The 25018-nt window shown below is 40.3% G+C and carries 23 protein-coding genes; 16 read left to right on the top strand and 7 right to left on the bottom strand.

Annotation, left to right across the window (positions count from 1 at the left end; genetic code table 11):
* Positions 1 to 30: 30 nt before the first annotated feature.
* Positions 31 to 771: a hypothetical protein gene (locus IQ264_RS16075; RefSeq protein WP_193981806.1), complete on the bottom strand. Its 741-nt coding sequence runs from the start codon at positions 769 to 771 to the stop codon at positions 31 to 33.
* Positions 772 to 1332: 561 nt separating this feature from the next.
* On the opposite strand from IQ264_RS16075, the gene iscB reads away from it, so the two are divergent.
* The 7 genes from iscB (at position 1333) to nagB (ending at position 9917) form a co-directional block, all read left to right on the top strand.
* A complete protein-coding gene (gene iscB, locus IQ264_RS16070) occupies positions 1333 to 2619 on the top strand; it encodes an RNA-guided endonuclease IscB (protein ID WP_193981805.1) in 1287 nt (428 codons plus the stop codon).
* A gap of 77 nt (positions 2620 to 2696) precedes the next feature.
* On the top strand, positions 2697 to 3998 hold the full coding sequence (locus tag IQ264_RS16065; RefSeq protein WP_193981804.1) for an ABC transporter ATP-binding protein: 1302 nt from the start codon (positions 2697 to 2699) through the stop codon (positions 3996 to 3998).
* A complete protein-coding gene (locus IQ264_RS16060; protein ID WP_193981803.1) occupies positions 3999 to 4808 on the top strand; it encodes an ABC transporter permease in 810 nt (269 codons plus the stop codon).
* 46 nt (positions 4809 to 4854) lie between these two features.
* The gene (locus tag IQ264_RS16055; RefSeq protein WP_193981802.1) at positions 4855 to 6462 is read left to right on the top strand and encodes a GldG family protein; all 1608 of its coding nucleotides are present in this window, start codon (positions 4855 to 4857) and stop codon (positions 6460 to 6462) included.
* Positions 6463 to 6497: 35 nt separating this feature from the next.
* Positions 6498 to 7481, top strand: coding sequence for a hypothetical protein (locus tag IQ264_RS16050; RefSeq protein ID WP_193981801.1), 984 nt, complete (start codon positions 6498 to 6500; stop codon positions 7479 to 7481).
* 202 nt (positions 7482 to 7683) lie between these two features.
* Positions 7684 to 9063, top strand: coding sequence for an N-acetylglucosamine-specific PTS transporter subunit IIBC (nagE, locus tag IQ264_RS16045; RefSeq protein ID WP_193981800.1), 1380 nt, complete (start codon positions 7684 to 7686; stop codon positions 9061 to 9063).
* Positions 9064 to 9116: 53 nt separating this feature from the next.
* Positions 9117 to 9917 carry a glucosamine-6-phosphate deaminase gene (gene nagB, locus IQ264_RS16040; protein WP_193981799.1) on the top strand — a complete coding sequence of 267 codons (801 nt, stop codon included), beginning with the start codon at positions 9117 to 9119 and terminating at the stop codon, positions 9915 to 9917.
* A gap of 45 nt (positions 9918 to 9962) precedes the next feature.
* Here the strand turns inward: nagB and IQ264_RS16035 are convergent, their stop codons facing one another.
* From IQ264_RS16035 to IQ264_RS16025, 3 genes are all read right to left on the bottom strand, one after another.
* Entirely contained in the window at positions 9963 to 11135 is a 1173-nt protein-coding gene (locus tag IQ264_RS16035; protein WP_193981798.1) for a CO2 hydration protein, read from the bottom strand.
* A gap of 96 nt (positions 11136 to 11231) precedes the next feature.
* On the bottom strand, positions 11232 to 12743 hold the full coding sequence (locus IQ264_RS16030; RefSeq protein ID WP_193981797.1) for an NADH-quinone oxidoreductase subunit M: 1512 nt from the start codon (positions 12741 to 12743) through the stop codon (positions 11232 to 11234).
* A gap of 68 nt (positions 12744 to 12811) precedes the next feature.
* Positions 12812 to 14698 carry an NAD(P)H-quinone oxidoreductase subunit F gene (locus IQ264_RS16025; protein WP_193981796.1) on the bottom strand — a complete coding sequence of 629 codons (1887 nt, stop codon included), beginning with the start codon at positions 14696 to 14698 and terminating at the stop codon, positions 12812 to 12814.
* A 468-nt stretch (positions 14699 to 15166) separates the two neighbouring features.
* On the opposite strand from IQ264_RS16025, the gene IQ264_RS16020 reads away from it, so the two are divergent.
* From IQ264_RS16020 to IQ264_RS15985, 8 genes are all read left to right on the top strand, one after another.
* Positions 15167 to 15475 carry a carbon dioxide-concentrating mechanism protein CcmK gene (locus IQ264_RS16020; RefSeq protein WP_073591589.1) on the top strand — a complete coding sequence of 103 codons (309 nt, stop codon included), beginning with the start codon at positions 15167 to 15169 and terminating at the stop codon, positions 15473 to 15475.
* Between the two features lie 207 nt (positions 15476 to 15682).
* Positions 15683 to 16024 (top strand): carbon dioxide-concentrating mechanism protein CcmK, encoded by a 342-nt coding sequence (locus IQ264_RS16015; protein ID WP_073591590.1) that lies wholly within the window; start codon positions 15683 to 15685, stop codon positions 16022 to 16024.
* A 3-nt stretch (positions 16025 to 16027) separates the two neighbouring features.
* Complete coding sequence (locus IQ264_RS16010; RefSeq protein WP_193981795.1) at positions 16028 to 16330, top strand: EutN/CcmL family microcompartment protein; 303 nt, start codon at positions 16028 to 16030, stop codon at positions 16328 to 16330.
* Between the two features lie 131 nt (positions 16331 to 16461).
* Positions 16462 to 18102: a ribulose bisphosphate carboxylase small subunit gene (locus IQ264_RS16005; protein ID WP_193981794.1), complete on the top strand. Its 1641-nt coding sequence runs from the start codon at positions 16462 to 16464 to the stop codon at positions 18100 to 18102.
* Positions 18103 to 18359: 257 nt separating this feature from the next.
* Complete coding sequence (locus tag IQ264_RS16000; RefSeq protein WP_193981793.1) at positions 18360 to 19052, top strand: hypothetical protein; 693 nt, start codon at positions 18360 to 18362, stop codon at positions 19050 to 19052.
* 76 nt (positions 19053 to 19128) lie between these two features.
* The gene (locus IQ264_RS15995; protein WP_228061579.1) at positions 19129 to 19875 is read left to right on the top strand and encodes a carbon dioxide-concentrating mechanism protein; all 747 of its coding nucleotides are present in this window, start codon (positions 19129 to 19131) and stop codon (positions 19873 to 19875) included.
* 265 nt (positions 19876 to 20140) lie between these two features.
* Entirely contained in the window at positions 20141 to 21070 is a 930-nt protein-coding gene (locus IQ264_RS15990; RefSeq protein ID WP_193981792.1) for a LysR family transcriptional regulator, read from the top strand.
* 82 nt (positions 21071 to 21152) lie between these two features.
* Positions 21153 to 21731, top strand: coding sequence for a Uma2 family endonuclease (locus IQ264_RS15985; protein WP_193981791.1), 579 nt, complete (start codon positions 21153 to 21155; stop codon positions 21729 to 21731).
* Between the two features lie 219 nt (positions 21732 to 21950).
* Here the strand turns inward: IQ264_RS15985 and IQ264_RS15980 are convergent, their stop codons facing one another.
* Positions 21951 to 23162 carry a hypothetical protein gene (locus tag IQ264_RS15980; protein WP_193981790.1) on the bottom strand — a complete coding sequence of 404 codons (1212 nt, stop codon included), beginning with the start codon at positions 23160 to 23162 and terminating at the stop codon, positions 21951 to 21953.
* On the opposite strand from IQ264_RS15980, the gene IQ264_RS15975 reads away from it, so the two are divergent.
* The gene (locus tag IQ264_RS15975; RefSeq protein WP_193981789.1) at positions 23161 to 24273 is read left to right on the top strand and encodes a hypothetical protein; all 1113 of its coding nucleotides are present in this window, start codon (positions 23161 to 23163) and stop codon (positions 24271 to 24273) included. The genes IQ264_RS15980 and IQ264_RS15975 overlap by 2 nt on opposite strands.
* A gap of 28 nt (positions 24274 to 24301) precedes the next feature.
* On the opposite strand, the gene IQ264_RS15970 is transcribed toward IQ264_RS15975, so the two are convergent.
* Positions 24302 to 24721, bottom strand: a complete 420-nt coding sequence (locus tag IQ264_RS15970; protein ID WP_193981788.1) for a type II toxin-antitoxin system VapC family toxin — start codon at positions 24719 to 24721, stop codon at positions 24302 to 24304.
* Positions 24718 to 25008, bottom strand: coding sequence for a hypothetical protein (locus IQ264_RS15965; RefSeq protein ID WP_193981787.1), 291 nt, complete (start codon positions 25006 to 25008; stop codon positions 24718 to 24720). Before IQ264_RS15965 ends, IQ264_RS15970 begins: the two co-directional genes overlap by 4 nt.
* Positions 25009 to 25018: the final 10 nt, after the last annotated feature.

The following is a 25018-nucleotide window of genomic DNA, read 5'->3' as shown; positions in this document are numbered from 1 at the left end:
CTGCCCCTCTGCCCCCCTGCCCCTCTGCCTTTACATTTCCTGCTGTTGCTGATTGATTAGTTGTTGATGTTGGAGAGCTAGGGCTCTGAGTTTGGCGAATAAGTCGGGGAAGGGGTAGTTGTTGGGAGAGCGATCGCTAGAATCATCAGTAGAGTTTTGAGTATTAGAAATATACTCTTCCTGTGTAGTCATAACTTGGTACTCATTGTCCAAATTGCTTGTTTGTGCGGGTTCATCGGCGGTAGAAGGTAAGTCGGGTTCAGTTTCTTGGGTTTGTATTGATGGGAGATTTGGTGTTGCTGACGATGGGGGGGAAGACTGAGCAAACACCTCAAAAGGATGGGAAATAGAGGCAGATTTTTCCGTTGCTTCTAATTCTGAATCAGAAGTGATAGGTTGCGGTTCAGGAGATGATGCAGTGGAAGTAGTTGTATTGCTGACACCCCAAGAGAATATCTGTGTTATTTCCGGGGGTAACTTGCTGCAAATTAAGGTTTCAAACTCATAGTTGAAATGATAAAGTGCTTGGTTGCGCCTGTGCCAAATAATTAATATCTGCTCTACAGAAACGGCTTTGTAGCGTCCTTGGTATAGTGCTTCAATTACTGCTAGACGCAACCAATTACCTGGGTAATGGTTAAGCCAGCTTTCGACTAGCTCACAGGGTTGGTAGCCACTTAAGTCAAAATAGTAGTTAGCCAACAGCCAAGCTGCCACTTGTGCTGCTGCGTCATGATTAATTCCTATAGAGCTTTTGCCTTGTTCGCTCATTAGCTATTAGTTAGGTTTGGTTGGGAAATGAATCAGGATTGAGAATAAGTTGCACCCTAAAGTGTCCAGTCCTAATCTTGTAGAATAGGTTTTTCGCTTACACCTTCTTTTGATTACGGTGATAACTGTTGTAAGTTTCACTGGCAACAATGTCAAGTAATTGACATATAGCTGCCATTTGCTTGCCACAGAATCGCCTTAAAGTTTGTCAAGGAGGATATGCGATCGTTGTACAATGCTCAAGCCGTTTTACTTTAATTTGTGCAAACGTTAGTTAGTGTAAACGGGATTGACAACTTCCTGGAGTAAGGTTAAGTCAGCACCCCGCTCTAAAGAGACGGGGCTTCGAGCCTCACCAATAGAATAGTTGACCAGCCTAAGTCTTAACTGACTACGTTTAAGGCAAGAGTTAAAGAACCTACCAAGGGATGCGTGCCAGTCCCTTGCTCTAGAACCGAAAAGTTAACAGTTTTACGAGGGGTAAGACAGTGCTTTTTGGATAGTTACCGACCTTAAACCTTGGCGAGGCAAACATTACGAGCAATCAGTAGAGACAAAACCATGTCTAAACAAAACTACGTTTTCGTTCTCGATACCAAGAAAAAGCCTTTATCCCCTTGCCGTCCAATAACAGCAAGAAAACTGCTTCAAGTTAAAAAGGCAGCGGTGTTCCGACTATTTCCTTTTACTATCATCCTGAAAAAGGCAGTAGAAGAAACTCCAAAACCCATTGCCGTCAAAATAGACCCGGGTTCCAAAACCACTGGCATTGCCTTAGTTCAAGAAAACAAAGTGGTGTTTGGCGCAGAATTTACCCATCGAGGACTAGCAATTAAAGCAAGCCTGGATTCCCGTCGAGCAATTCGACGCTCTAGGAGAAACAGGAAAACTCGCTATCGTCAGCCTAGATTTTTAAATCGCAAAAAGAACGATCGATGGTTAGCTCCATCACTACAGCATCGAGTCAAAACAACAATGACTTGGGTGAAAAAATTCATTAAACTTGCTCCAGTTGCATCTATCGCCCAAGAATTAGTTCGATTCGATCTTCAGAAGATGGAGAATCCAGAAATTTCAGGAATTACCTATCAGCAAGGTGAATTACAAGGCTACGAAGTCAGGGAATATCTTTTGGAAAAATGGGACAGAAAATGTGCTTATTGTGGTGTGGAAAATGTACCGTTGCAAGTCGAACATATCCATCCTCAAGGCAAAGGTGGGACTAACAGAATCTCCAATCTTTGTATTGCTTGTGAAAAATGCAATCAAAAGAAAGGAGCCAAAAGTATCGAGCAATTCTTAGATAAAAAGCCAGAACTCTTAGAAAATATTTTAGCTCAAGCCAAGAAACCATTGAAAGATGCTGCTGTGGTTAATTCAACTCGATGGGCATTGTTTAATGCTCTCAAAGAAACTGGATTAACTGTTGTCACTGGCTCTGGTGGATTGACCAAATTTAATCGAGTTAGACTTGGGTTGCCTAAAACTCATTGGCTAGATGCTGCCTGTGTTGGACTCTTTGAATCTTTGGAGTTATTAACAGGTCAACCACTATTGATTAAAGCGACTGGACATGGAACCCGCCAAATGTGCCGCACCGATAAATATGGTTTCCCGTCTCGATATGTTCCCCGAAACAAATTTGTTAAAGGTTTTCAAACAGGAGATATTGTCAAGGCGACAGTTACTTCTGGCAAGAAGGTTGGGCGATATGTGGGGCGGGTTGCTGTTAGGTCAAGTGGTTCTTTTAATATCGCCATCAATTCACAAATAGTTCAAGGAATTAGTTACAAATGTTGTCAAATTGTTCACAAGAAAGATGGCTATGGTTACTCTTTTTTATCTTGACGGTGAATAAATTTACCGTGTCGCTTTTCCTCCTTGGTCTAAAGACGCAAGGTTTCCCAGCTCCCGGAGGTTTTTAAATGATTGAAGTGGAGAATTTGACCAAAATCTATGGTTCATCCCCAGCTATCCAGGATGTCTCTTTTAAGGTAGAACCAGGAGAAATTGTGGGGTTTTTGGGGCCAAATGGAGCCGGAAAAACAACTACAATGCGGATTTTGGCGGGATATTTACCTGCGACGAGTGGGACGGCGAGGATTGCGGGGTATGATGTCCATGAGGATTCGATGGCGGTGCGACAAAGGATTGGTTATTTGCCGGAATTGCCGCCGCTGTATCCTGATATGACGGTGGAGGGGTTTCTTTATTTTGTGTCGCGGATTAAGGGTGTTCCGGCGGGCGATCGCGCTGATAAAGTAAATTCAGCTCTGAAACGTTGCAATCTGGAAGAGAAGCGCAAAGTTTTAATTCGCAAGCTTTCTAAGGGTTTTCGCCAAAGAGTGGGAATTGCTCAAGCGATCGTTCATGACCCACCTGCTTTAATTTTAGATGAACCGACGGTCGGTTTAGACCCGCGACAAATTATCGAAATGCGGAATTTAATTAAGAGTTTAGCTGGGAGTCACACGATCATTCTTTCTACCCACATTTTGCCAGAAGTGAGTATGACTTGCAGCCGAGTCACAATTATTAATCGCGGTAAAATTGTCGCCACTAATACGCCGGAAAACTTAGAAGCAAATTTAGTTGGTGGTACAGGTTACGAGTTGGAAATTGAGGGAGAGCAAGAAATAATTTTGGAAAGGTTGCGCTTGCTTTCGGGAGTAAGTTTGGTAGAATCTGTGCCAGTAAGTAGCGGAATGTTTTTACCAGAAAATCGCGGTGTTTATCGAGTAGTTTCAGAACCAGGAGCGGAAATTGGCAGTGAAATTGCAGCAGCTTTAGTTGGATCTGGTTTGGGTTTGTATGAAATGCGTCGGACTCGTGCCAGCTTGGAAGAAGTCTTCTTGAAATTAACGACTATTGAGAAAATCAGTAGCCGTGAAACTCTAAGCAAAACCGCAGAAAGTATAGAGTCAGAAAATCAGGAGAAAGTTCCAGATTTAACCCAAGAAAATCAGGTAAATGCGCCATTTGTAGTTACTGAACTAGCGTCAGAAAATCAAGAAAAAGTTTCAGATTTAACTCAAGAAAATCAGGTAAATGAGCCATCTGTAGTTACTGAATTAGAGTCGGAAAATCAGGAAATAATTCCAGATTTAACCCAAGGAAATCAGGTAAATGAGTCATCTGTAGTTGCTGAATTAGAGCCGGAAAAATCAGAATTTTATGAGTCTGAATTGGTGAGAGAAGATGGAGAAAAAAAGGAGGAAGAAGCTTAAATGCAGGTAATTTTGGCGAATATTATGGCTATTTATCGCAGGGAATTGCAAAGTTATTTTGCTTCTCCTTTGGCTTATGCGATCGCCTCTGTATTCTGGATTATCTCTGGGCTATTCTTTGTTTATATTCTCCTCGATCCGCAACAAGGTTTAATTGCTCAAGTTGCTTTTCGTGACCAACAATTAGCCGCAAATGCGCCGCCGATAGATTTACCTTACACTTTTCAACAGTTGTTTTTAGGTAACATTATGAGTTCCCTGGCTTTATTTGTGTTACCGATGCTTTCGATGGGTCTTTATGCGGAAGAACGCAAACGGGGTACTTTGGAATTGTTGGCAACTTCACCGATTACTAATTGGTCAGTAGCAGTGGGAAAATTATTAGGCGCACTGACATTTTTTATCTTTATGATTTCGCCTTTATGGTTGTATCAGGCGATCGCTTTTAGCAGTTCTACTCCCCCAGTTCAGCCAATTATGCCACTGATGGGATTTTTGGCATTAATCTTACTCGCAGCGAGTATTTTATCCTTGGGAATGTTTATTTCTTCCCTAACAGATAGTACTTTACTAGCTGCGGTTTTTACCTTTGTCTTGATTATGTCGTTGTGGATTTTAGACTTAATTGGTAAAAGTATCAGTGGGCCTGTTGGTGCGGCTTTAACTCACTTATCTTTGTTAACACATTTTAGTACTTTACTTCAAGGCATTGTTGATAGTAGCAGCTTAATTTTATTCGCTAGTTACATCATATTAGGGATATTTTTAACTGCTCAGTCAGTAGATACCTTCCGTTTCCAAAGATCCTAAAAATGCGGGAATTAAAAATTGTCCAAATTACCAAAATTAGCAGCAAATGAAAACCTTCAAATTAAATAAGAAATATACCAAATACATTTTGCTGGTCGGGTTATTCCTGCTATTTATGGGTTTGTCGGCTATGGCAGTAATTGGCAACTGGGAACCCATAAGTTTAGGATTAATAATTACCGGAATTGTTGCCATTGGCATTTGGTTAGTATCACAGGGAAACAACGATTTAACTTCCCCAGCACAAGCATTTTGGGGTAGACGTTCCACCCAAACAGGGACGAATGCGGCATTTGCAATGTTTGCATTTGTGGTAATTTTGGGGTTGATTAACTTTTTGGGTAATCGCTACAATTATCGGTTAGATTTAACTGAAAATAACTTATATACTTTATCTCCAGAAACTCAACAATTAGTCAGAAATTTGAATCAACCTGTAAAGGTATGGATTTTCGATCAAACTCAGTCTCCTCAAGATAAAGAATTGTTGGAAAATTATCGCCGCCAAGGAGCAAATTTTAGTTTTGAATATGTCGATCCAAATATTAACCCAGGACTAGCGAAAAAGTTTGGCGTTAAAGATCCAGGTGAGGTGTATGTAGAATCTGGTGAAAAGCGAAAATATTTGCAAAAAGTGAGAGAAGCAGAACCGCTTTCTGAACAAACTGTTACTAATGCTATTCAACAAATTAAAAGCGATCGCACGGCGAAAGTTTACTTTTTACAAGGTCATGGAGAAAGGTCTTTAGAAACAATTGACGGCAGTTTATCAGAGGCGGTACAAAGTCTAAAAGATAAAAATTTTCAAGTTGAATCTCTAAAGTTAGCAGAGACTAAAGAAATTCCTAAAGATGCTGCTTTAATAGTAATAGCTGCACCGCAACAAGCACTTTTGGAGGGAGAAGTAACGGCTTTAAAAGAGTATCAAAAACGTGGAGGAAATTTACTGATAACTGTTGACCAAAAAACTAAAATTCCTGGCTTGGAACCAATTTTACAAGATTGGGGAATCGGAATTGACGATCGCATAGTAGTCAATGGTTCAGAGTTTCAAGTAAGAGGTTTAGGCCCAACAGCTGCTTTAGTTAGTAGTTATGGTAATCATCCAATTACCCAAGGATTTCAAAATCGTTATTCATTTTACCCTTCTGCTAGAGCAATTAATATAGTCAAAGTTATCGAAAATGTGAAATCAACCCCTTTACTGTTCACTTCCGAACAAAGTTGGGCAGAAAGTAACCTTGATAAAATAGAATTTAATGCAGACAGCGATCAGCAAGGGCCACTAATTTTAGGAATTGCTTTATCTCGACCTATTGAATCTGCAACCCCTCAACCATCTCCTATTTCTTCAAATCAAGGAAATAAATCAGATAAACCTAATCAAGAAAGCAGGATGGTAGTATTAGGAAATACTGATTTTGCCACCAATGGGTTGTTCTCACAGCAAATCAACGGAGATGTGTTTTTAAACTCAATTAGTTGGTTAAGTCAACAGGACGATCGATTACTTTCTATTAGTCCTAAAGAACAAAAAAATCGCCGGATTAACATGACATTTTTCCAAGCCAACTTGTTAGCTTGGTTGTCAATAATCATTGTACCTTTTCTAGGGCTGTTAACAGCTGGTTTTGTGTGGTGGCGGCGACGATAACACTAGCATTTAAAAATAAGGAGAGAGAATGTAGAATGAAATTGCAAAAATCTACTTTGATTTTGATTTTAATCGCATTGATATTTGGTGGTGTTGTTTATATTTGGGAAGTAGAAGGTAAACCCAGAAGAGAAGCGGCAAAACTTCGCGAAAATCGCGTCTTTGCTTTTGAAGAGAAAGATGTCCAAAATGTAGTTTTAAAAACTAAAGAATATAAGTTACAATTTGACCGCGTAAAACCGCAAGCAAGTAGCATTTCTACAGAACCTAAATGGACAGTAAAAGTACTAGAAAAGTATCAAGTTGCGGAAACTAAAACTCCTGAATCTTCAACAGAAACAAGAGATCGAGAAACTAAAACTCCTGAATCTTCAGCAGAACTCAAAAGTACAGAAACTAAAACTCCTGAATCTACAGAAACAGCAACAAGAAAAAGGAGAAAATCTCGCCAGGAAACAGAACTTCCTGAAGATTTAGCCTTAGCTTTTTGGGGATTAATGCCTAATTCTACTCAAAAGGATGAAGTAACACTATTAACTGCAATGCCAGCAAATGAGGCTTACATCGCATATTTACTCAATGAATTAGCCACAGGAAAAGGCGATCGTATTATTGCAGATCCCCGCATTGAGGATGGCATAGATAAACCTTTAGCCACTGTAGAAATAACCTTAAATAACGGCGAAAAACATCAACTAATTTTAGGTAATCTTAACTATAATAATACAGCTTTGTACGCCGTAGCCGATCCACCCCAACAATTAACAAAACCTTTAGATATCCTGTTAGTACCAATCAATTTTCAGAATGCGGTAAATCGTCCTTTATCCGAATGGAAACAACAAGAAATTCAGCCAACTCCGACACCCGAAGCATCACCAAAAACCGAACAACCTGTTACTGAAGAATCGAAAAAAGAATCTCCTCCACCAAAAACTGATAAACCTGTTACTGAAGAGTCAAAAAAAGAATCGCCTCCACCAACAAAAGAAAAACCCCGCTTGAGAAGAACAAGATAAAATTAATTATTGAATCTAGATCCCTGACTTATTCAAGAAGTCGGGGATTTGGATATTTTTATAATATACTTTTGGTAAAAGACTGGAAATAAGATTTTTTACCACAGATATCCACAGATGCACACAGATGAACACAGATAAATAGTACTTTTGCTAAAAGTATTAATGAATTAACTCTATTCACGAAAAGGACAACAAAAAAATGGCTATATTTAGCGAATTGCAGCGACTAGGAAAATCATTAATGTTACCAATTGCCGTCTTACCTGCGGCGGGTTTATTACTAAGATTAGGCGCACCAGATGTGTTAAATATTCCAGTAATGACCAAAGCGGGAGGGGCATTATTTGATAATTTAGCTGCAATTTTCGCTGTCGGAATTGCCATTGGTTTTGCTAAAGATGCTGCTGGCGCAGCTAGTTTGGCGGGCTTAGTGGGTTATTTCATCATCATTACAGGGACGAAAGCAATTAATTCAAATATTAACATGGGAGTCTTGGCGGGGATAATTGCAGGTATTACCGCCGGATTACTTTATAACCGCTTTTATCAAATTAAATTACCTGATTATTTAGGTTTTTTTGGCGGGAAGCGATTCGTACCAATTATCACAGGTGGAGTTTGCTTTTTCCTAGCAGTTTTGTTTGGCTATATTTGGCCTCCTATACAGAGTTTAATACAATTAATAGGGAACTGGATTGTGCAATCTGGTTCTTTAGGGGCTTTGGTTTTTGGCTTTTTAAATCGCCTGTTGATTCCTTTTGGATTACATCACATTTTAAATAGTTTGGTATGGTTTGTTTTTGGTACATTTAATGGGGCAAAAGGCGCAGTTACGGGAGATTTAAACCGTTACTTTGCAGGCGATCCTACAGCCGGAATTTTTATGGCAGGATTCTATCCTATATTTATGTTTGGATTGCCCGCAGCTTGCGTAGCAATGGCACTTTCTGCCCGTCCAGAAAAACGCCGAATTATTGCGGGTGTAATGTTAGGAATGGCTTTAACTTCTTTCTTGACTGGCATTACTGAACCTGTAGAATTTACCTTCATGTTTCTCGCCCCAAGTTTGTATGTAATTCACGCTTTTCTCACTGGATTATCATTAGCTTTAACGGATTTATTGGGTATCAAACATGGATTTACTTTTTCCGCAGGTGCGATCGACTATCTGTTGAACTTGGGGTTATCTACAAAAGGTTGGTTAATAGTACCCTTGGGATTAGTTTATGGGTTGGTTTACTATTTGTTGTTTCGGTTTTTTATCAGATTACTTGATTTAAAAACTCCGGGTAGAGAAGCTGAAGATTTCGCAGATAACATTTCACTTATTAAAGAAATGGAAACTACTAGTTTAGCTAAACAATATTTAGCAATATTAGGAGGCAGAGATAACATTAAAACTATTGATGCTTGTATCACTCGGTTGCGATTAACATTGGTGAATCGAGACTTAGTTTCAGATGAACAATTAAAAAGTTTAGGTGCTAAAGGTACAATTCGCCCCGGAAGTGAAGGTTTACAAGTAGTAATTGGCCCTATGGCTGAGTCAATTGCTGAAGAGATGAAAAATATTAGTTAATGACTTAAGTTGCTAATTATAATAACATTTATTCACACTCTGAGGAAGAAACTATGTTGCTAATTATTTGTGAATCTCCAGAAGCTGTTGCTGATTGGTCAGCCAATTATGTGAAACAACGGATTAACAAATTTAAACCTACTGTTGATAAACCCTTTGTGCTGGGTTTACCTACAGGAAGTACACCTTTAAAAATGTACCAAAAGTTAATTGAATTTCACCGTCAAGGGGAGTTAAGTTTTCAAAATGTGGTGACTTTTAATATGGATGAATATGTAGGCTTACCTGAAGATCATCCCCAAAGTTATCATTATTATATGTACCAAAACTTTTTTAATCACATTGATATTCCTAGAGAAAATATTCATATTCTTAATGGCAATGCTGAAGATGTGGCAGCAGAATGTCAAAATTATGAGGATAAAATTAAGTCTTTCGGCGGAATAGAATTATTTATTGGCGGCATGGGTGAAGATGGACATATTGCTTTTAATGAACCAGGTTCTTCTTTAGAATCTCGGACTCGGTTAAAAACTTTGACTTACAGCACTTTGTTAGCGAATGCCAGGTTTTTTGATCAAGATATTAACCAAGTACCGAAATATGCTTTAACGGTAGGTGTAGGTACGATTTTAGACGCTTTTGAAGTAATGATTTTAGTTCAAGGTTATCATAAAGCGATCGCCCTACACCACGCGATCGAACAAGGGGTAAATCATTTTTGGACTGTTTCCGCATTGCAATTACATCCCAGAAGCATCATTGTTTGTGATGAAGATGCAACATTGGAATTGAAGGTGAAAACAGTTAAATATTTTCAAGAATTGGCAAGGGATAATCCTACTTTCAATTAGTAACACTAAAGTGTTTACAACAGACTAATTCTTAGATTATTTCCCTTATGAATTCTCGGTTTTGTTACTGTACAAAGAGGCATTTGGATCGCTATTGGCAACCATCAACTGAGAAGTTAAAAATCGATCCATCCAACCTTCTAAATACTTTTGGTTAGCTTTTTGTTCTGTCGGATCTGTTGTATTCATCGGATAAGGTGCTAAACCTAAAATTGCTGCTGTGGTTACACAAAACATTGACTTTTGGAAGGTGATACAGATTTGCACTCGCAGATCGTCTTCCTTGCGCTTTGTAGTTTGGTAATAGTTATGCAAGTAATCTGGAAGAAAATGCCGCATATCTTGCATCAACAAAGTCGGTGGTATTCCCGCACCTCCAATGGGTAAAGGATCGGCATATAAAGCCCCATATTGAAACCTACTTTGATCCGGGGAAATTTGATAAGCTTGGGCATTATAAGAAACTGTTCCGGGAAAAGGAGTTCCTCGGAAGAAAACAGCTTCCACATAAGGAACAGCGGTATCCATCAAAAACGTTAAGCCAACAGATTGTGGGATAATTTCATAGACTTGTTTATCAATAGTAACCGCGTAAGTAATTGGTTTATTCGCCGCCGCGACTAGACCTTTTAAAATGTGATCTACAACTTCTGGAATGGTGGTGATTTTGCCTCGATCGTAAAGATCTGACATGGTGAGAAAAATTTCCGCCATTACATACCAAAATTGTCCCAAGGCGCTGTAATAAGCTTGTTGACGCACTTGTTCTAACAAAAATTCGGGGAATAAGCGATCGACTAATCTAATCGGCAAGTTAGTTTTAATTTTTGCTTCAATTGCCTTTCTTGTCCTTTCTTTAAATTCTGGAGTATCTAAATATTGATCTAAACCGCCGCCACCATGCCACATCATCGTTTTCATGCAATATTCGGCGTATTCAAAATTTATTCGATCGTGCCACCAATGACGCAATAATTTATTTAAATTAATGTCACCATCAAAGTATTTAAAAAAGGGAAAAAGTTCTAAAAATTGATGTTCTGCAATATAAATAAGATTTTTTTGGTAAGCATCTAATACTACACCATAACTCTTAAGAATTCCTACAACTTCCATCACATTATCCGGTGTATCTACCAATAAAGCATTACCAGATTTCAATTGATCGATGTAAGGTTTTAAAGGATGGATTCTAGTTTTTAAGCTGGTTGTCTTCATGTTTAACTCCTGATTATTTAAAGATATTTTTATTTATGATTTGCTATTGAGTAGAAAAGTGACAATCATTTAACTCCTCTACCCAATATTTACATTTTAGGGAAGTTTGGCCTCCGAAAAACTTACCGCAGGAATAACTTTTGCGATCGCAGGTTGCGGGTTAATCATCGCTGTTGTACTTGCTTCTGTCCAACGACCTAACCAACTCGGTACAACTCCGAAAAGAATAATAATCCCTGCCAAAATAGCAGCAGGTATTCTTTCAGACCATTGTACTTGAGGTAAGTCTACAACCTTTTCGGAAAGGCGACCAAAAAATACTCGGTTCACCAACAGTAAGAAATAAACCGAAGTTAAACCTGTCCCAATCATACAAAGCAAAGTTTCCACAGGAAAAGCTTCAAAACTACCTCGGAAAATCAAAAATTCCGAAATAAAACCGATCATTCCCGGAATACCAGCACTCGCCATTACCCCAGCAATCATTAGACTACCAATAATCGGTAAACCTCTTTCTGGGTTCAACAAACCGCAAAGCAAATTAATATCACGAGTCCCCGCTTTCTTGTAAACTACACCTACGACAAGAAATAGCAAAGCCGAGATTAAACCGTGACTGATCATTTGGTATAAACAACCCAACAAACTTAAAGGTGTAGCGGCGGCGCTAGCTAAAAGAATGTAGCCCATGTGTGCGATCGAACTATAAGCTACCATCTTTTTCATATCCGTTTGCGCGATCGCCGTAAACGCCCCATAAAGTACACTTACCACCGCCCAAATAGCTAAACTCGGCGCTAAATTTTGCCAAGCTTCTGGGAACAAACCTAACCCAAACCTCAGTAAACCATAAGTTCCCAATTTCAACAACACACCCGCCAATAACACAGAAATTGGAGTGGAAGCTTCTACGTGGGCATCAGGTAGCCAAGTGTGCAAAGGTACCAAGGGAATTTTAATTCCAAATGCTACTAAAATAGCTCCCAAAAGTAACAGTTGAGTTCCTAAAGGTAAGTTATGAGTGCGTAAAGGTTCATAAGCAAAACTCGTAGAACCACTAAACCAAACCACACCCAAAAACGCCGCTAGTAGTAAAATTCCTGAAACGGTTGTATAAAGCAAAAATTTAATTGCTGCATAGTTTTTTCGCGCACCTCCCCAAATTGCAATTAAGAAATAAAGGGGAACAAGTTCTATTTCATAGAACAAGAAAAATAGCAGCAGATCTTGAGCTAAAAAAGCCCCACTCACACCAGCATTTAACAACAGTACCAGAGAGTAATAAAATCTTGGTCTAATAATTTTCTCATCTGTACTGTAAATAGCAATACAAGTCAATAAACCATTCAGAACCAGTAACGGCAAAGACAAACCATCAACACCCAAACTATAGGTAAGTCCCAAGCTATCAATCCAAGGTAAAGATTCGATAAACTGCTGAGTACTACTTTCTGGTTTAAACTGAATTGCTATTACTAACGACCAAATAAAAGCAGCAAAAATAATTGCAAAACTAATTTGGCGTGTAATTTTCGCTGATATATTTCCTGGCAAAAAAGCTACGATCGCGGCACCTATTATCGGCAACCAAATTAAGGCACTAAGCATTTATCCTGTTTTTCTCCTTGGTTGGTTATTTCTCATTTGTTATTTGTTAATCTCTCGATCGCTGACTGTTAGCCATTCAACGCCAACACTACTTTTTCTATAATTTCTCTAAATGTTGCCTGATCGAACAGCCAAATCATCAAGAAACCGAGAAAGCTAACTCCGACTAGGATAGTCAGCAAATAAAATTGAGATTTACCAGAAATGCTGTATTTCAGACTTTCTCCGCTAAAAATTGTAGCTAAACCAACTAAGTTAACCAAGCCATCAATTACATAGCGATCGATCGCATTACTCAACCGCGAAATTTGGCTAACAACAAACACTACACTCACGCGATAAAGTCGATCTATGTAAAAGTCGTAAGCCAACAAATCTTGGACAAATCGTAAAGGAGATTTAGTCGATCTAGACCAATTTCTAGGTAGCTCAATAATTACTCCCAAAACTACACCAATTAACCCCGAAAAACACAAAAGTAAAAGAGCAGTTTGATTCACATAAGCCCAACCAGGTAGCAGAGACAACCGCTGCATCATCACCGGAACTAACAAAGTAACAATACTCAAAGAAACCATTGGCACTGACATTTGCCAAGGAACCTCCGGGGCACGGCGAGTTTTTGGTTGAGTTTTCCCCAAAAATGCTAAACGAAAAACACGGGTTAAATTAACCGCACTTAAGCAATTAACTAACAACAAAACTACTACTAAAAATGGTCTTTCTGTCCATAGATCGTCCATTCCTAAACGCAAAGCCCAAAAACCACCTAAAGGCAATAATCCCACTAAACCCGCAGTACCCACAACAAAAGCAGTAGTAGTTGCTGGCATTTTCGGCCCTAAACCTCCCATTTCTAGGAGATTTTGATTATTTGTAGTGACAATAATTGAACCAATGCTCATGAATAATAAAGCTTTGGCGATCGCATGAGCAAACAACAACATCAAAGCAAAACCAGTCCACTGCGTCCCCACCGCAATAAACACCACACCCAAATAAGCACTAGTCGAATGAGACAAAGCCCGCTTAATATCAATTTGCGCCATTGCCACCAAAGACGCACCCACAGCCGTCACCGCCCCAATTACAATCAAAGCATTTAAAGCTACAGGCGAAATATTCAAAACAGGCTGAAGCTTAATCAGAATATAAGCCCCACAAGCCACCACCACAGAATTTCGCAAAATCGAAGCCGGATTTGGCCCTTCCATAGCCTCATCCAACCACAAATGCAACGGGAACTGAGCACATTTACCCGTAGGCCCAGCAATTAAAGCTAAACCTAGTAAAGTAGCAACCACAGGATTTAAATTTGCAGTCTCCGCCCAATCATACAAATCGGGAAAATTTAAACTACCTGCCATCGTTGCCAATGCCACCAAGCCCATTAGCAGCAGCACATCTCCTACCCGCTTAGTTAAAAAAGCATCTCTGGCTGCTGTCACCACCAAAGGTTGGGCATACCAAAAACCAACCAGCAAATAGGTAGAAAGAGTCAGCATTTCCAAGAAAGCATAACTGAGAAACAGCGAATTACTAATTGCTAACCCACTCATTGCCGCTTCAAAAAAGCCCATCAGCGTAAAGAAACGCGCCATTGCCCAGTCTTTCTCCAGGTATCCCAAGGCAAACATCTGGGCTAGCAAACTCATCCCTGTGATTAACTCCATCGCCCCAACTGTCACCGGAGAAATGTCTAAAGCGAAGGATAAATCTAAACCTGCGGCTTGAAACCAATGAAATACTATCTCCACTGGCTCCTGGTTCCAAGTTAGCCTAAAGATCACCGAGCCATGCAAAAAAGCCAGCACGGTCATCAATAGATTAAAGTAAGCAGCTGGTCGAGGGCCTGTGCGTCGGACGATCCCAGCTGACCAAGGTATAGTCAATACAGACCCGATCAGTCCATATATCGGCACCCACCAACTTGTTTCTAAGAGAAACTGAGTCATCTGAAACAATCCTTTAAATTTTTTTAATATTATCCATTAAAGTTATGGCTCTCACCAGCCCGAAAGAAGTTTTACTCAGGCTGAAATCTACCAAAGCCATTAACCTTAGCAGTAAAAATAGTATCTATCTGTCGTATTGTAAAAACTTATTTAAATAAAATCAAACCGCTAATACAGTTATTATTGACACAACTAGTCTTCGCTGCTGTTGATGAAAAGGCATAAATGCACTGAATTGATGTTTCGCAGATTTCTTCTCCCAGACAACTGTTAAGAATTTTTAATATAACTGATTAATAATTATCATTTTAATTAATATTGTCAAGGGTACCATACTTCTCTATTCTTAATATTGGAAAAGCTAAAGAAAATATTTGCTTTAGCGGTGAAAAAATAGCAACTCCCGTCAAAAAATTACTCAGTACTGCCCAAGCAGGAGTACTTACGCTTACCCGGTAGGAGATAGAAATGCCAATTGCTGTGGGAATGATTGAAACTAAAGGCTTTCCGGCTGTCGTGGAAGCAGCGGATGCTATGGTTAAAGCTGCCCGTGTTACATTAGTGGGTTATGAAAAAATCGGTAGCGCCAGAGTGACAGTAATCGTGCGTGGTGACGTTTCGGAAGTGCAAGCCTCCGTTTCTGCTGGCATAGAAGCAGCAAAGCGGGTGAATGGAGGTGAAGTAGTTTCCACTCACATCATTGCTCGTCCTCACGAAAACTTGGAATACGTCTTACCGATTCGTTACACCGAGGCGGTTGAGCAATTCCGAACTTAGTTTTAGAAGGCAGAAGGCAGAAGGCAAAAGGCAGAAGGCAGAAGGCAAGCAAGCTTATGTAATGCTACTTAACTTTTTTCCCAATCTGTACTTTATTTCCAAATCTGTTTAACTCGATAGTTATTTCCGCCAACCTGCACTAGCAGATTTCAGTTTTCACTTCAGATTGTTTGCAAGAAAGATTATTTAACTTAAGGAATAAAACCAATGGCAATTGCAGTAGGAATGATTGAAACCCTCGGTTTTCCCGCCGTTGTAGAAGCAGCAGACGCAATGGTTAAAGCTGCGCGTGTGACTCTAGTTGGTTATGAAAAGATCGGTAGTGGTCGAGTAACAGTTATCGTTAGAGGCGATGTTTCGGAAGTACAAGCTTCTGTTTCTGCGGGTGTAGATTCTGTGAAGCGGGTAAATGGTGGTCAAGTTTTATCGACCCACATCATTGCCCGTCCCCATGAAAACTTAGAATATGTATTACCGATTCGTTACACCGAAGCAGTAGAACAGTTCCGGGAAAGCGTGAGCGGCATTCGCCCATATAACAGACCATAGAAAATGCAAATAGCCAAAGTTCGTGGCACAGTTGTCAGTACCCAAAAAGATCCTTCTCTACGGGGAGCAAAGTTACTTTTATTGCAATTTGTGGATGAGGAAGGAAAGCTACTTCCGGGCTACGAGGTAGCAGCAGATATTGTGGGGGCTGGGCTGGATGAGTGGGTACTTGTAAGCCGAGGTAGTGCTGCCCGTATTGCTTCTGGCAATGAGACTCGCCCGCTTGATGCTTTGGTAGTGGCGATTATTGACACGATAAATATCGATAATCGCCAGATTTACAGCAAAAAAGACCAAGACCGTTAGTAGGGTTGTTGGTCATGTATTTCTCTTTCAATAATTTGTCATTGGTTAGTGGTTAGGGGTTAGTTAAGAAAATAACTAACAACTAACGACTAACAAATGGTGTTCGTTCTTCAGTTCAGAGGTATTCCCGTATGGTAGTCCGCAGCATTGCTGCCCCGCCAACCCCTTGGTCGCGAAGCTTGGCCCAGCCAAAAATAGATGAAACTGCTTATGTACATTCCTTTTCTAACATCATTGGGGATGTATACATTGGTGCGAATGTCTTGATTGCGCCTCACACTTCGATCCGGGCAGATGAAGGTACTCCTTTTTACATTGGAGATAGTACCAATATTCAAGATGGTGTTGTAATTCATGGTTTAGAGCAAGGTCGAGTGGTTGGGGATGACCAAAAAAGCTACTCGGTGTGGATCGGGAAGAACTGTTCGATCGCTCACATGGCTTTGATTCACGGCCCTGCTTATGTGGGAGATGATTGTTTTATTGGCTTTCGCTCCACTATTTTTAACGCGAGGGTGGGTCATGGCTGCATTGTGATGATGCACGCTTTGATTCAGGATGTGGAAGTTCCGCCTGGGAAGTATATCCCTTCTGGATCGGTGATTACCAATCAACAACAGGCCGATCGCTTGCCAGACGTGCAGGCATCAGATATGGAATTTGCTCATCACGTAGTCGGAATCAACGAAGCTTTGCGGACGGGATATCGCTGCGCTGCGGATATAGCTTGTATGACCAATCTGCGGGATGAACAAGCTGACTCACAAGCAAGTAAAGGATCTAGTAACGGCAACGGTCAGGTGAAAAGTATGCGTTTAAGTTCAGATATCCACGAACAAGTGCGCCAAATGCTAGCTCAAGGCTATCGCATTAGCACAGAACACGCTGATGAACGGCGTTTCCGCACCAGTTCTTGGACTAGCGGTGCGGCAATTCAAGCGAAGCGGGAATCGGAAGTAATTTCCGCTTTAGAATCAAGTTTAGATGAGTATGCTGGGGAATATGTTCGCTTAATTGGGATCGATCCGAAAGCGAAGCGGCGGGTAGTAGAAACAATTATTCAACGTCCTAATGGCAAAGCGCCCCAAGTAACTAAGTCTACTTCGTTTAAATCAGCAGCTTCTAGTAGTAGCTACTCAGCAGCTTCTAGTTCTGGGCTGGGTAATGAAGTGGTCGATCGCGTCCGTAATTTGTTAGCTCAAGGCTACCGGATTGGTACTGAACACGCAGACGAACGCCGCTTCCGCACTAGTTCTTGGCATAGCTGTTCTCCGATCGACAGCAACAGAGAAGCTGAAGTAGTCTCAGCATTACAAGGTTGTATCGAAAGTCACGCTGGGGAATATGTCCGCTTAATCGGCATCGATCCGAAAGCCAAGCGGCGCGTATTGGAAATGATTATTCAACGTCCCAATGGCAAAGCACCTGCTCAAACAGCTAAAGCGGTAGCTACTAGCAGCAACTACTCTAACGGTGGTGGAACTGCTAAAGCTAGTAGTGCGGCAAGTTCTAGCTTAAGTCGGGATGTTGTTGAACAAGTGAGAAATGTGCTGGCACAAGGACATCGTGTGGGTATGGAATATGCCGATCAGCGGCGTTTCCGCACTAGTTCTTGGCAAAGTTGCGCTCCCATTCAATCAAGTAGCGAACGGGATGTAATCGCAGCAATAGAAGCTTGCCTCAGCGAGCATCAAGGCGAATACGTGCGCTTGATTGGTATTGATTCCAAGGCGAAGCGGCGTGTGTTGGAACAAGTTATCCAAAAGCCTTAATTTTGGGGACTAGGGACTGGGGACAAGGAGACAAGGAGACAAGGGGACAAGGGGACAAGGGGACAAGGGGAAATAAATTAACTTAAAATTCCTCAAACTCTCTCTAACTCAAAACTCTCTCTTGGGCGGGTTTTGTTGTTAATTCTTCTGCTGCGATTACAGTATTGTCTACTAAACCCGCCCCTACAAACTCAAAACTTTCCTTCTGTGTCCCCCAGTTCCTCTGCCTTGTATAAGCTGAAGAGGTTAAATTTCTAATGTATTCGCCGCCACTGCAACCGCTTTGTAATCCGCAATCTTACGTTAGTGGCGATGTAACGATCGACGAGAGTGCAGTCATCGGGCCGGGGGTTTTACTGGCAGCAGAACCAAATAGCCGCATTGTGATTGCCGCTGGTGTTTGTATCGGTATGGGGACGATTATTCATGCTCAAGAGGGCAGTTTGGAAGTTGAGACGGGAGCCGTTTTAGGTGCGGGTGTGTTGGTGTTAGGTGCGGGGAGGATAGGGGCAAATGCTTGTGTTGGCTCTTGTACAACTATTTTGTATAGTTCGATCGAGCCTAATCAAGTGATATCTCCCAACTCTTTGATAGGAGATAAAAGTCGCTCAACTGTGGATGTGACAACTGTCGAAGTTACTTCTGAAGTTAAAAGTGATACTCAACCTGAGCCCTTTGTTACGCCTAGTCCTGAAAATCATGACTTGAATGTAGATAGTCAACCTTTAGAAGCGGAAAAAACTACTGATAAGTCTCAGGTTTTGGAAGTTACTAGTGAACCTCAACCTAAACCTGCGCCTCAACCTCAACCAACTCAGATGGAAGTAGAAGTCCCAACGAATGCCTCAGTGCAAGTTTACGGACAACTTCATCTGAATCGGCTACTGTTGACACTTTTTCCCCATAATCAATCATTTAAGCCACCAGATCAAGACGGGAAAGCTGAATAGTTGTTAGTTTTTAGGTGTTAGTCTTTGAAATTCTGACGATTAACGACTGACGACTAGCAACTACAGGGAGGTTAAAATGCAATTTCAGGGAGCGAACGGACAAGAAGATTTCCGGGATATGGCTTTAGGACTGGTATCAACTGGCAGTTTTCCTGCTATTGTGGGCTGCGCGGATATGATGCTCAAATCTGCGGGGGTAGCTTTGGTAGGTTACGAAAAGATTGGTGGTGGTCAATGTACTGCGATCGTCCGAGGTAGGATTTCTGATGTCCGTTTGGCTGTAGAAGCTGGGGCTGAGACTGCGGAAAAGTTTGGTCAGTTAATTTCTAAATTAGTGATTCCTCGACCTTTACCTAATTTAGAAGTGGTTTTGCCGATCGGTCATCGCTTGTCCCAATTATCGCAATCTAACGGTCACAGCCGTTTAAGCAATCAAGCGATTGGATTGCTAGAAACTAGGGGTTTTCCAGCAATGGTAGGTGCTTGTGATGCAATGTTGAAAGCTGCTGACGTTCAACTGGCATCTTATGAGAAAATAGGTGCTGGGCTTTGTACGGCAATTATCCGGGGTACAGTAGCTAACGTCGCTATGGCTGTGGAAGCTGGAATGTACGAGGCGGAACGCATCGGAGATTTAAACGCTGTGATGGTAATTCCGCGACCTCTGGATGATTTGGAACAAACTTTGCCTGTAGCCAGCTGCTGGATCGAACAACCTCAAGCTGTAATGTTACCCGTAGCCATAAGAGAGACAGAGAAAGAGTTGGTTCAATTACCTGATTTAGCTAAATTACCTATTCCTATCCAGGAAGAAGTCGAATGAGGCAGGAAATAAAAGCGCTGCACTTCAAAGGCATGATTCTTTTGGGAAGACTTACCAGTGTTTAGTCTTAGCCAAGCACTTGGGATTATAAGTTCAGGCAGCCCGCAAAATTTCATGTCCATGTTGTGCAACGCCTTGTGGAAGATGTCTTACGCTCTTGCCGGTGAACTCATCATAACTGGAAGTTTTCATAATGAAAAGCCATTGTTATTGATAATTATGATAGACTATAATCTATAGTTTGCCTTTTTTAGGAGAGTGGTCGTTGAAGCATACCACACTTCATCAGCTAAAAGTATTTGAAGCAGCGGCTCGTCATGGAAGTTTTACTCGCGCCGCTGAAGAGTTGTTTTTAACTCAACCCACTGTTTCCATGCAGGTAAAACAACTGTCTAAATCAGTTGGTTTACCGCTATTTGAACAGGTGGGTAAGCGTTTGTATTTGACTGAGGCGGGAAGAGAGTTACTGGCAACTTGTCGGGAAATTTTCGATCGCATCGCCCAGTTTGAAATGACGGTGGCAGACTTAAAGGGTGTAAAACAAGGTCTGTTACGATTGGCAGTTGTGACAACAGCAAAATATGTGGTACCACGTCTATTAGGGCCTTTTTGTCAACGTTATCCGGGGATTGATGTGTCACTTCAGGTGACTAATCATGAAATTCTCATGGATCGGTTTTCCCAAAATCAAGATGATTTGTATATTCTGAGCCAAACACCAGAAAATGTGGATATGAATGTTCAGCCGTTTCTGGAAAATCCTTTGGTAGTTTTGGCACCAAGTAATCATCATTTAGCTAATCAGAAAGATATTCCTTTGGCGGCGATCGCAAATGAACCTTTTATTATGCGAGAACCTGGATCTGGTACGCGCCAAGCTGTACAAAAAATGTTTGAAAAGGAAGGTTTGGGTTTAAAAGTTAAGTTAGAACTAGGGAGTAATGAGGCGATTAAACAAGCAATTGCTGGTGGTTTGGGAATATCGGTTTTATCGAGTCATACTTTAGCTTTAGAAGGCGCAACTAGCCAATTAACTATTTTAAATGTACAAGGTTTTCCCATAGAAAGACATTGGTATGTAGTGTATCCATCGGGAAAACAATTGTCAGTTTTGGCACGGACATTTTTTGAGTATTTAGTTAATGAAGGTAAGCAGATTTTGGAGGAAACTTCGGCGTTAAAGGAGATTCCTTAGAGGGTTTTGGAGGTGAGGTGCGAGGCAGAAGGTAAAAAAATGAATAAAGTTTAGCAATTAGCAATTAAAGGATTATTAGCTAATGAATGCTGTAATTTTGAATATTCCGCCAGTAGCGAAGCTAACTGATGAACAATTTTATCAAATTTGTCAGGCGAATCGAGATTTTAGGTTTGAACGGAGTGCGATCGGAGATTTAATTATTATGCCCCCGACTGGTGGAGGAACGGGAAAAGGTAATTCAGGAATCAATGCTCAACTTTGGTTTTGGAATCAAGAAACAAAGCTTGGTGAAGTGTTTGATTCTTCAACGGGGTTTAAGTTGCCTAATGGGGCAGATCGATCGCCTGATGCTGCCTGGATTACTTTAGAAAAATGGAACAGTTTAACAACCGAAGAACAGGAGAAATTTTTACCATTTGCACCTGATTTTGTAGTTGAATTACGTTCTCCGAGTGATGCTTTACAACCTTTGCGAGATAAGATGCAAGAGTATATAGAAAATGGTACAAAATTGGGGTGGTTAATCGATCGGAAAGAACGACAAGTTGAGATTTATCGTAGGGTTAGAGAGAAGGAAGTTTTGGATATTCCTGTTAGTTTGTCTGGGGAAGATGTTTTGCCTGGTTTTGTGTTGAATTTGGCTGTTGTTTGGGGGTGAGACGGAAAGTTGTTAAAAACTCGCCTGGAAATCAATTCACAGGCTAATAGCTAAAGTCGGATTTATCCGATTGGAAAAAGAATTGTAGATTTAGGATGAGTGGTATCATTTCCGGCAAGATTAACCATAATGTAGAGACGTTATATATAACGTCTCTACAGGGTTTTTCAATAAAGATATTATGAGCGATCGACCAAACCTAATATAATAGGGAAATTTTTACGTAAAAGATGGTTTAGGTTTTTTGAAGTACCAGTAGAGATTAGCAACAGTTAAATCTGTTATTTCCTGCCAATTTGAAGGAGCTAAACCGGGATAATTAGAGTTGTTAGCTTGTTGGCTAATGTAAGATTCATGCTCTTTTCTTGATTCTGGTTGAATTACGAAGCGGAGTTGATCGCGTAGAGATAAGAAATGCGATTTTTCCCGTAATTCATTGTAGAGTAATTGTTCGGGAGGTTCTGCTAAAGCTGTTACTTCTTGTTTTTGTTTGTTACCAGTTAGTAATTTTTCAGAGCAAGCGTTTTCTAATTCTTTTAAATCTTCTGGGGACAAGCTTCGCATCAAATCAACTTGCTCTTGCCAAAGTTTTAAAGCTGCTAAATCATGATTATGAATTCGGGCGATTTCTGGAAATATAAAATCTAACTCTTCTTGAGATTCGCAAAGGTTAATTAAATGGACAAGTTCTTTGCGAATTTTGGAGTGGAGACTAGAAAGACGCTGACTTACTACATCAGGCGCACCTTGCAATTGAAATACCATTGTAATTGTTTGTTCAATTGCCCAAGCACACTCCATTCTACGCAGTCTTCCAGGAACACTATTATGTTTGTAAATTTCAGGATTAGTATAATCTGCAAGAGCGTCAACCAGTTTTCCCTGTATACCAACAAAAGCAGCAGTTATAGCATTTACATCAGTTAACTTTACTGTATCTCGAAGCCAATTAACTGCGTGAATAAATTTACCGTAAGCCCGCGCTAAAATTGTTAGATGATGTATATATTCAACGTCATCAGCAACTTTATCAATCTGTCTCATTACTTCTTCACCCTGGTCTTTTAGAGCTTTTTTCAAATCAATAAAGCCAGCATGAATTCTCAGCTTTAGTTCCTTGACTTCTTGCCTCAGTTTTATTGTCTGGTAGAGGTTCACGGCTGATATAGTTGCACCTGCTCCAGTTCCGAGTCCAATCAAGGCTGTCGTTGATTCTAAAACCGCCAAGTTATTATTAATACTTATTAAATTATTATCGACACTGTGTTGCCATCGAGAGTTGGCTTCTTCAGCTTGCATTCCTATATAGCCTCCGTACATCTGTCCTGCAACGCTGAGTATGGGGCAGAGAATCACAGATGCAGGGGTAAAGCCAGCTATAGTATTAGCTGCACTAATCATAAATAATACGTGGTCAGGGGAAATAGTCATGTTTATCTCTTTGGATAGCAGCGAACTATACTATATTTTAGGATTCCCAATTAGTGATGAAAAACTATACAAGGTCAGGCGAAAAATGAACGAGTATTTAAAAGCTTTTCAAAAAATTAATCAATCTTCGACGCAACTACTAACGAATGATTCTAAATCCTTAGAAATTAAACAAGCTGCAACAGAGCTTAATAAATCATTGCAACCGTTCTATAAAGAACTTCAAGAATCAGCTACTCGACTTAAATCCTATCTTCAGAAAAGTTTTGAAGAGTTAGATTATGCTGATGCAGTTTGGGATAGTAAGCCGAGAATTGCCGCTGCACCGAAAGCAGAAATATGGGAACATATTGGAGAATTAAGTGGACGACATTTCAGAATTCAAAAATTAAGCCGACAATGCAAAGAAGAAGCGCTTAAAGAAGCGAAAAGATATTGGGAGGACAAAGTTGAAACACTGAAGAAAAAATGGTTTATTGACAAGAACAGCCAAATGAAGGAAAAAATTGGCTGGGGTGATAAGGATGGTTTTATTAAGGATATTCGACCTGAAGTACATTATGCCCATTTTCCACTTCCTGAACTTAGTACAATAACTGCGAATAGCTTAATACCGATTCATCAAGAAATTAACCTGATAAGATTAGAGTTAATTTTGGAATGTCTAAAGCTTTTAGATTGGAAATTACAGACAAGCTTAAGTAAAAAGCTTGAGTTAATTGTAAGTGAAATTGAAGCAAAATTGGGAAATTCAGAAAATAATACAAACAAAATTATTCCAGGATTTAAGGATAGCGTTAGATCTCATCTAGTAAATTGGGAGAAATGGGGAGACATTCCTTGGAATGAATTAGTAGGTTTCAAGAAGAAAGTTTGGTCAACAATTGAAAATGATATTAGTTTATACTTTGATGAACAAGTTAAGTTGGCTACACACGCTATTGATGAGGCGATCGCATTTTACAGCGACTTTCTAGCCAAACAAGAACGATATCAGCAAGAAACACCAGAACAAAAAGAAACTGAAAAAGTTTGGATTAAGCAACAACGAGAAGAACTTCAGCGAGTTAAACAGGGACTTGAAGAGATTTTAAACCCGTTTAGTAATTAGCTTGCAGTGAAATAAGTTTTTGTGAGGTTTAAAGAGAGTTTGTTAATTCCTGAATCAACTCTGTAGGGGTGATAATTTGGGGAGAGGTGACTGGGAAATCTGAGCGATCGCGTGTTACGATCGCATCAAGTTGATTCACCCTAGCAACACTATATTGAATTGCATCTTCAAAATCTCTAAAATTGGCACTTAGAGCCATTGAAATTACATCTCGATCCACAGTAGCAACTTGACAAACGGAAGCCAATCTATCTAAAAAAGAAAGTGTCCAAGCTCGACCTCTTTGTTTACGGATAATATAATAAAGGTCGCTAAAAGTTGACGCTGAAACATAGCCTTCTAGTTGTCCAGCTTCAATGAATGAAAAAATGCGATCGCTGTCGTCATAGAAAGGCTGTCGCTCAAAAGCTATATCCACAATTACATTAGTATCTAGTAAAAGTTTCAAAGGTTATGTTTCTCCTTCAAATATTCCCATTTAGCTTGTTCTGGATCAAAATCAGCAGGGACAGGGGGAGCATTTTCTAGCAAGTCTCTGAATGCTTTAGTTCTGTATTCTACCTTCTTTTTAGGTAATTCAGCTTCCACTTCGAGTTTTGCCTCTGTAGCATTATCAATTTTCGCCACCGTTTGTAAAACGATGATTTCCACATCGCCAGGGGGAATTTTAAGAGATTCCGTAACTGTTAAGTTACCTGCATTATCAACTTTTCCTTTGAGTTTGTAAGCTTGCATAGTACTCTCC

Origin of the sequence: [Phormidium] sp. LEGE 05292 (genome assembly GCF_015207735.1) — a bacterium.
GTDB lineage: Bacteria > Cyanobacteriota > Cyanobacteriia > Cyanobacteriales > Aerosakkonemataceae > Floridanema.
The sequence above is the reverse complement of the archived record's forward strand: the minus strand, read 5'-3'. Positions and strand labels throughout refer to the sequence as shown.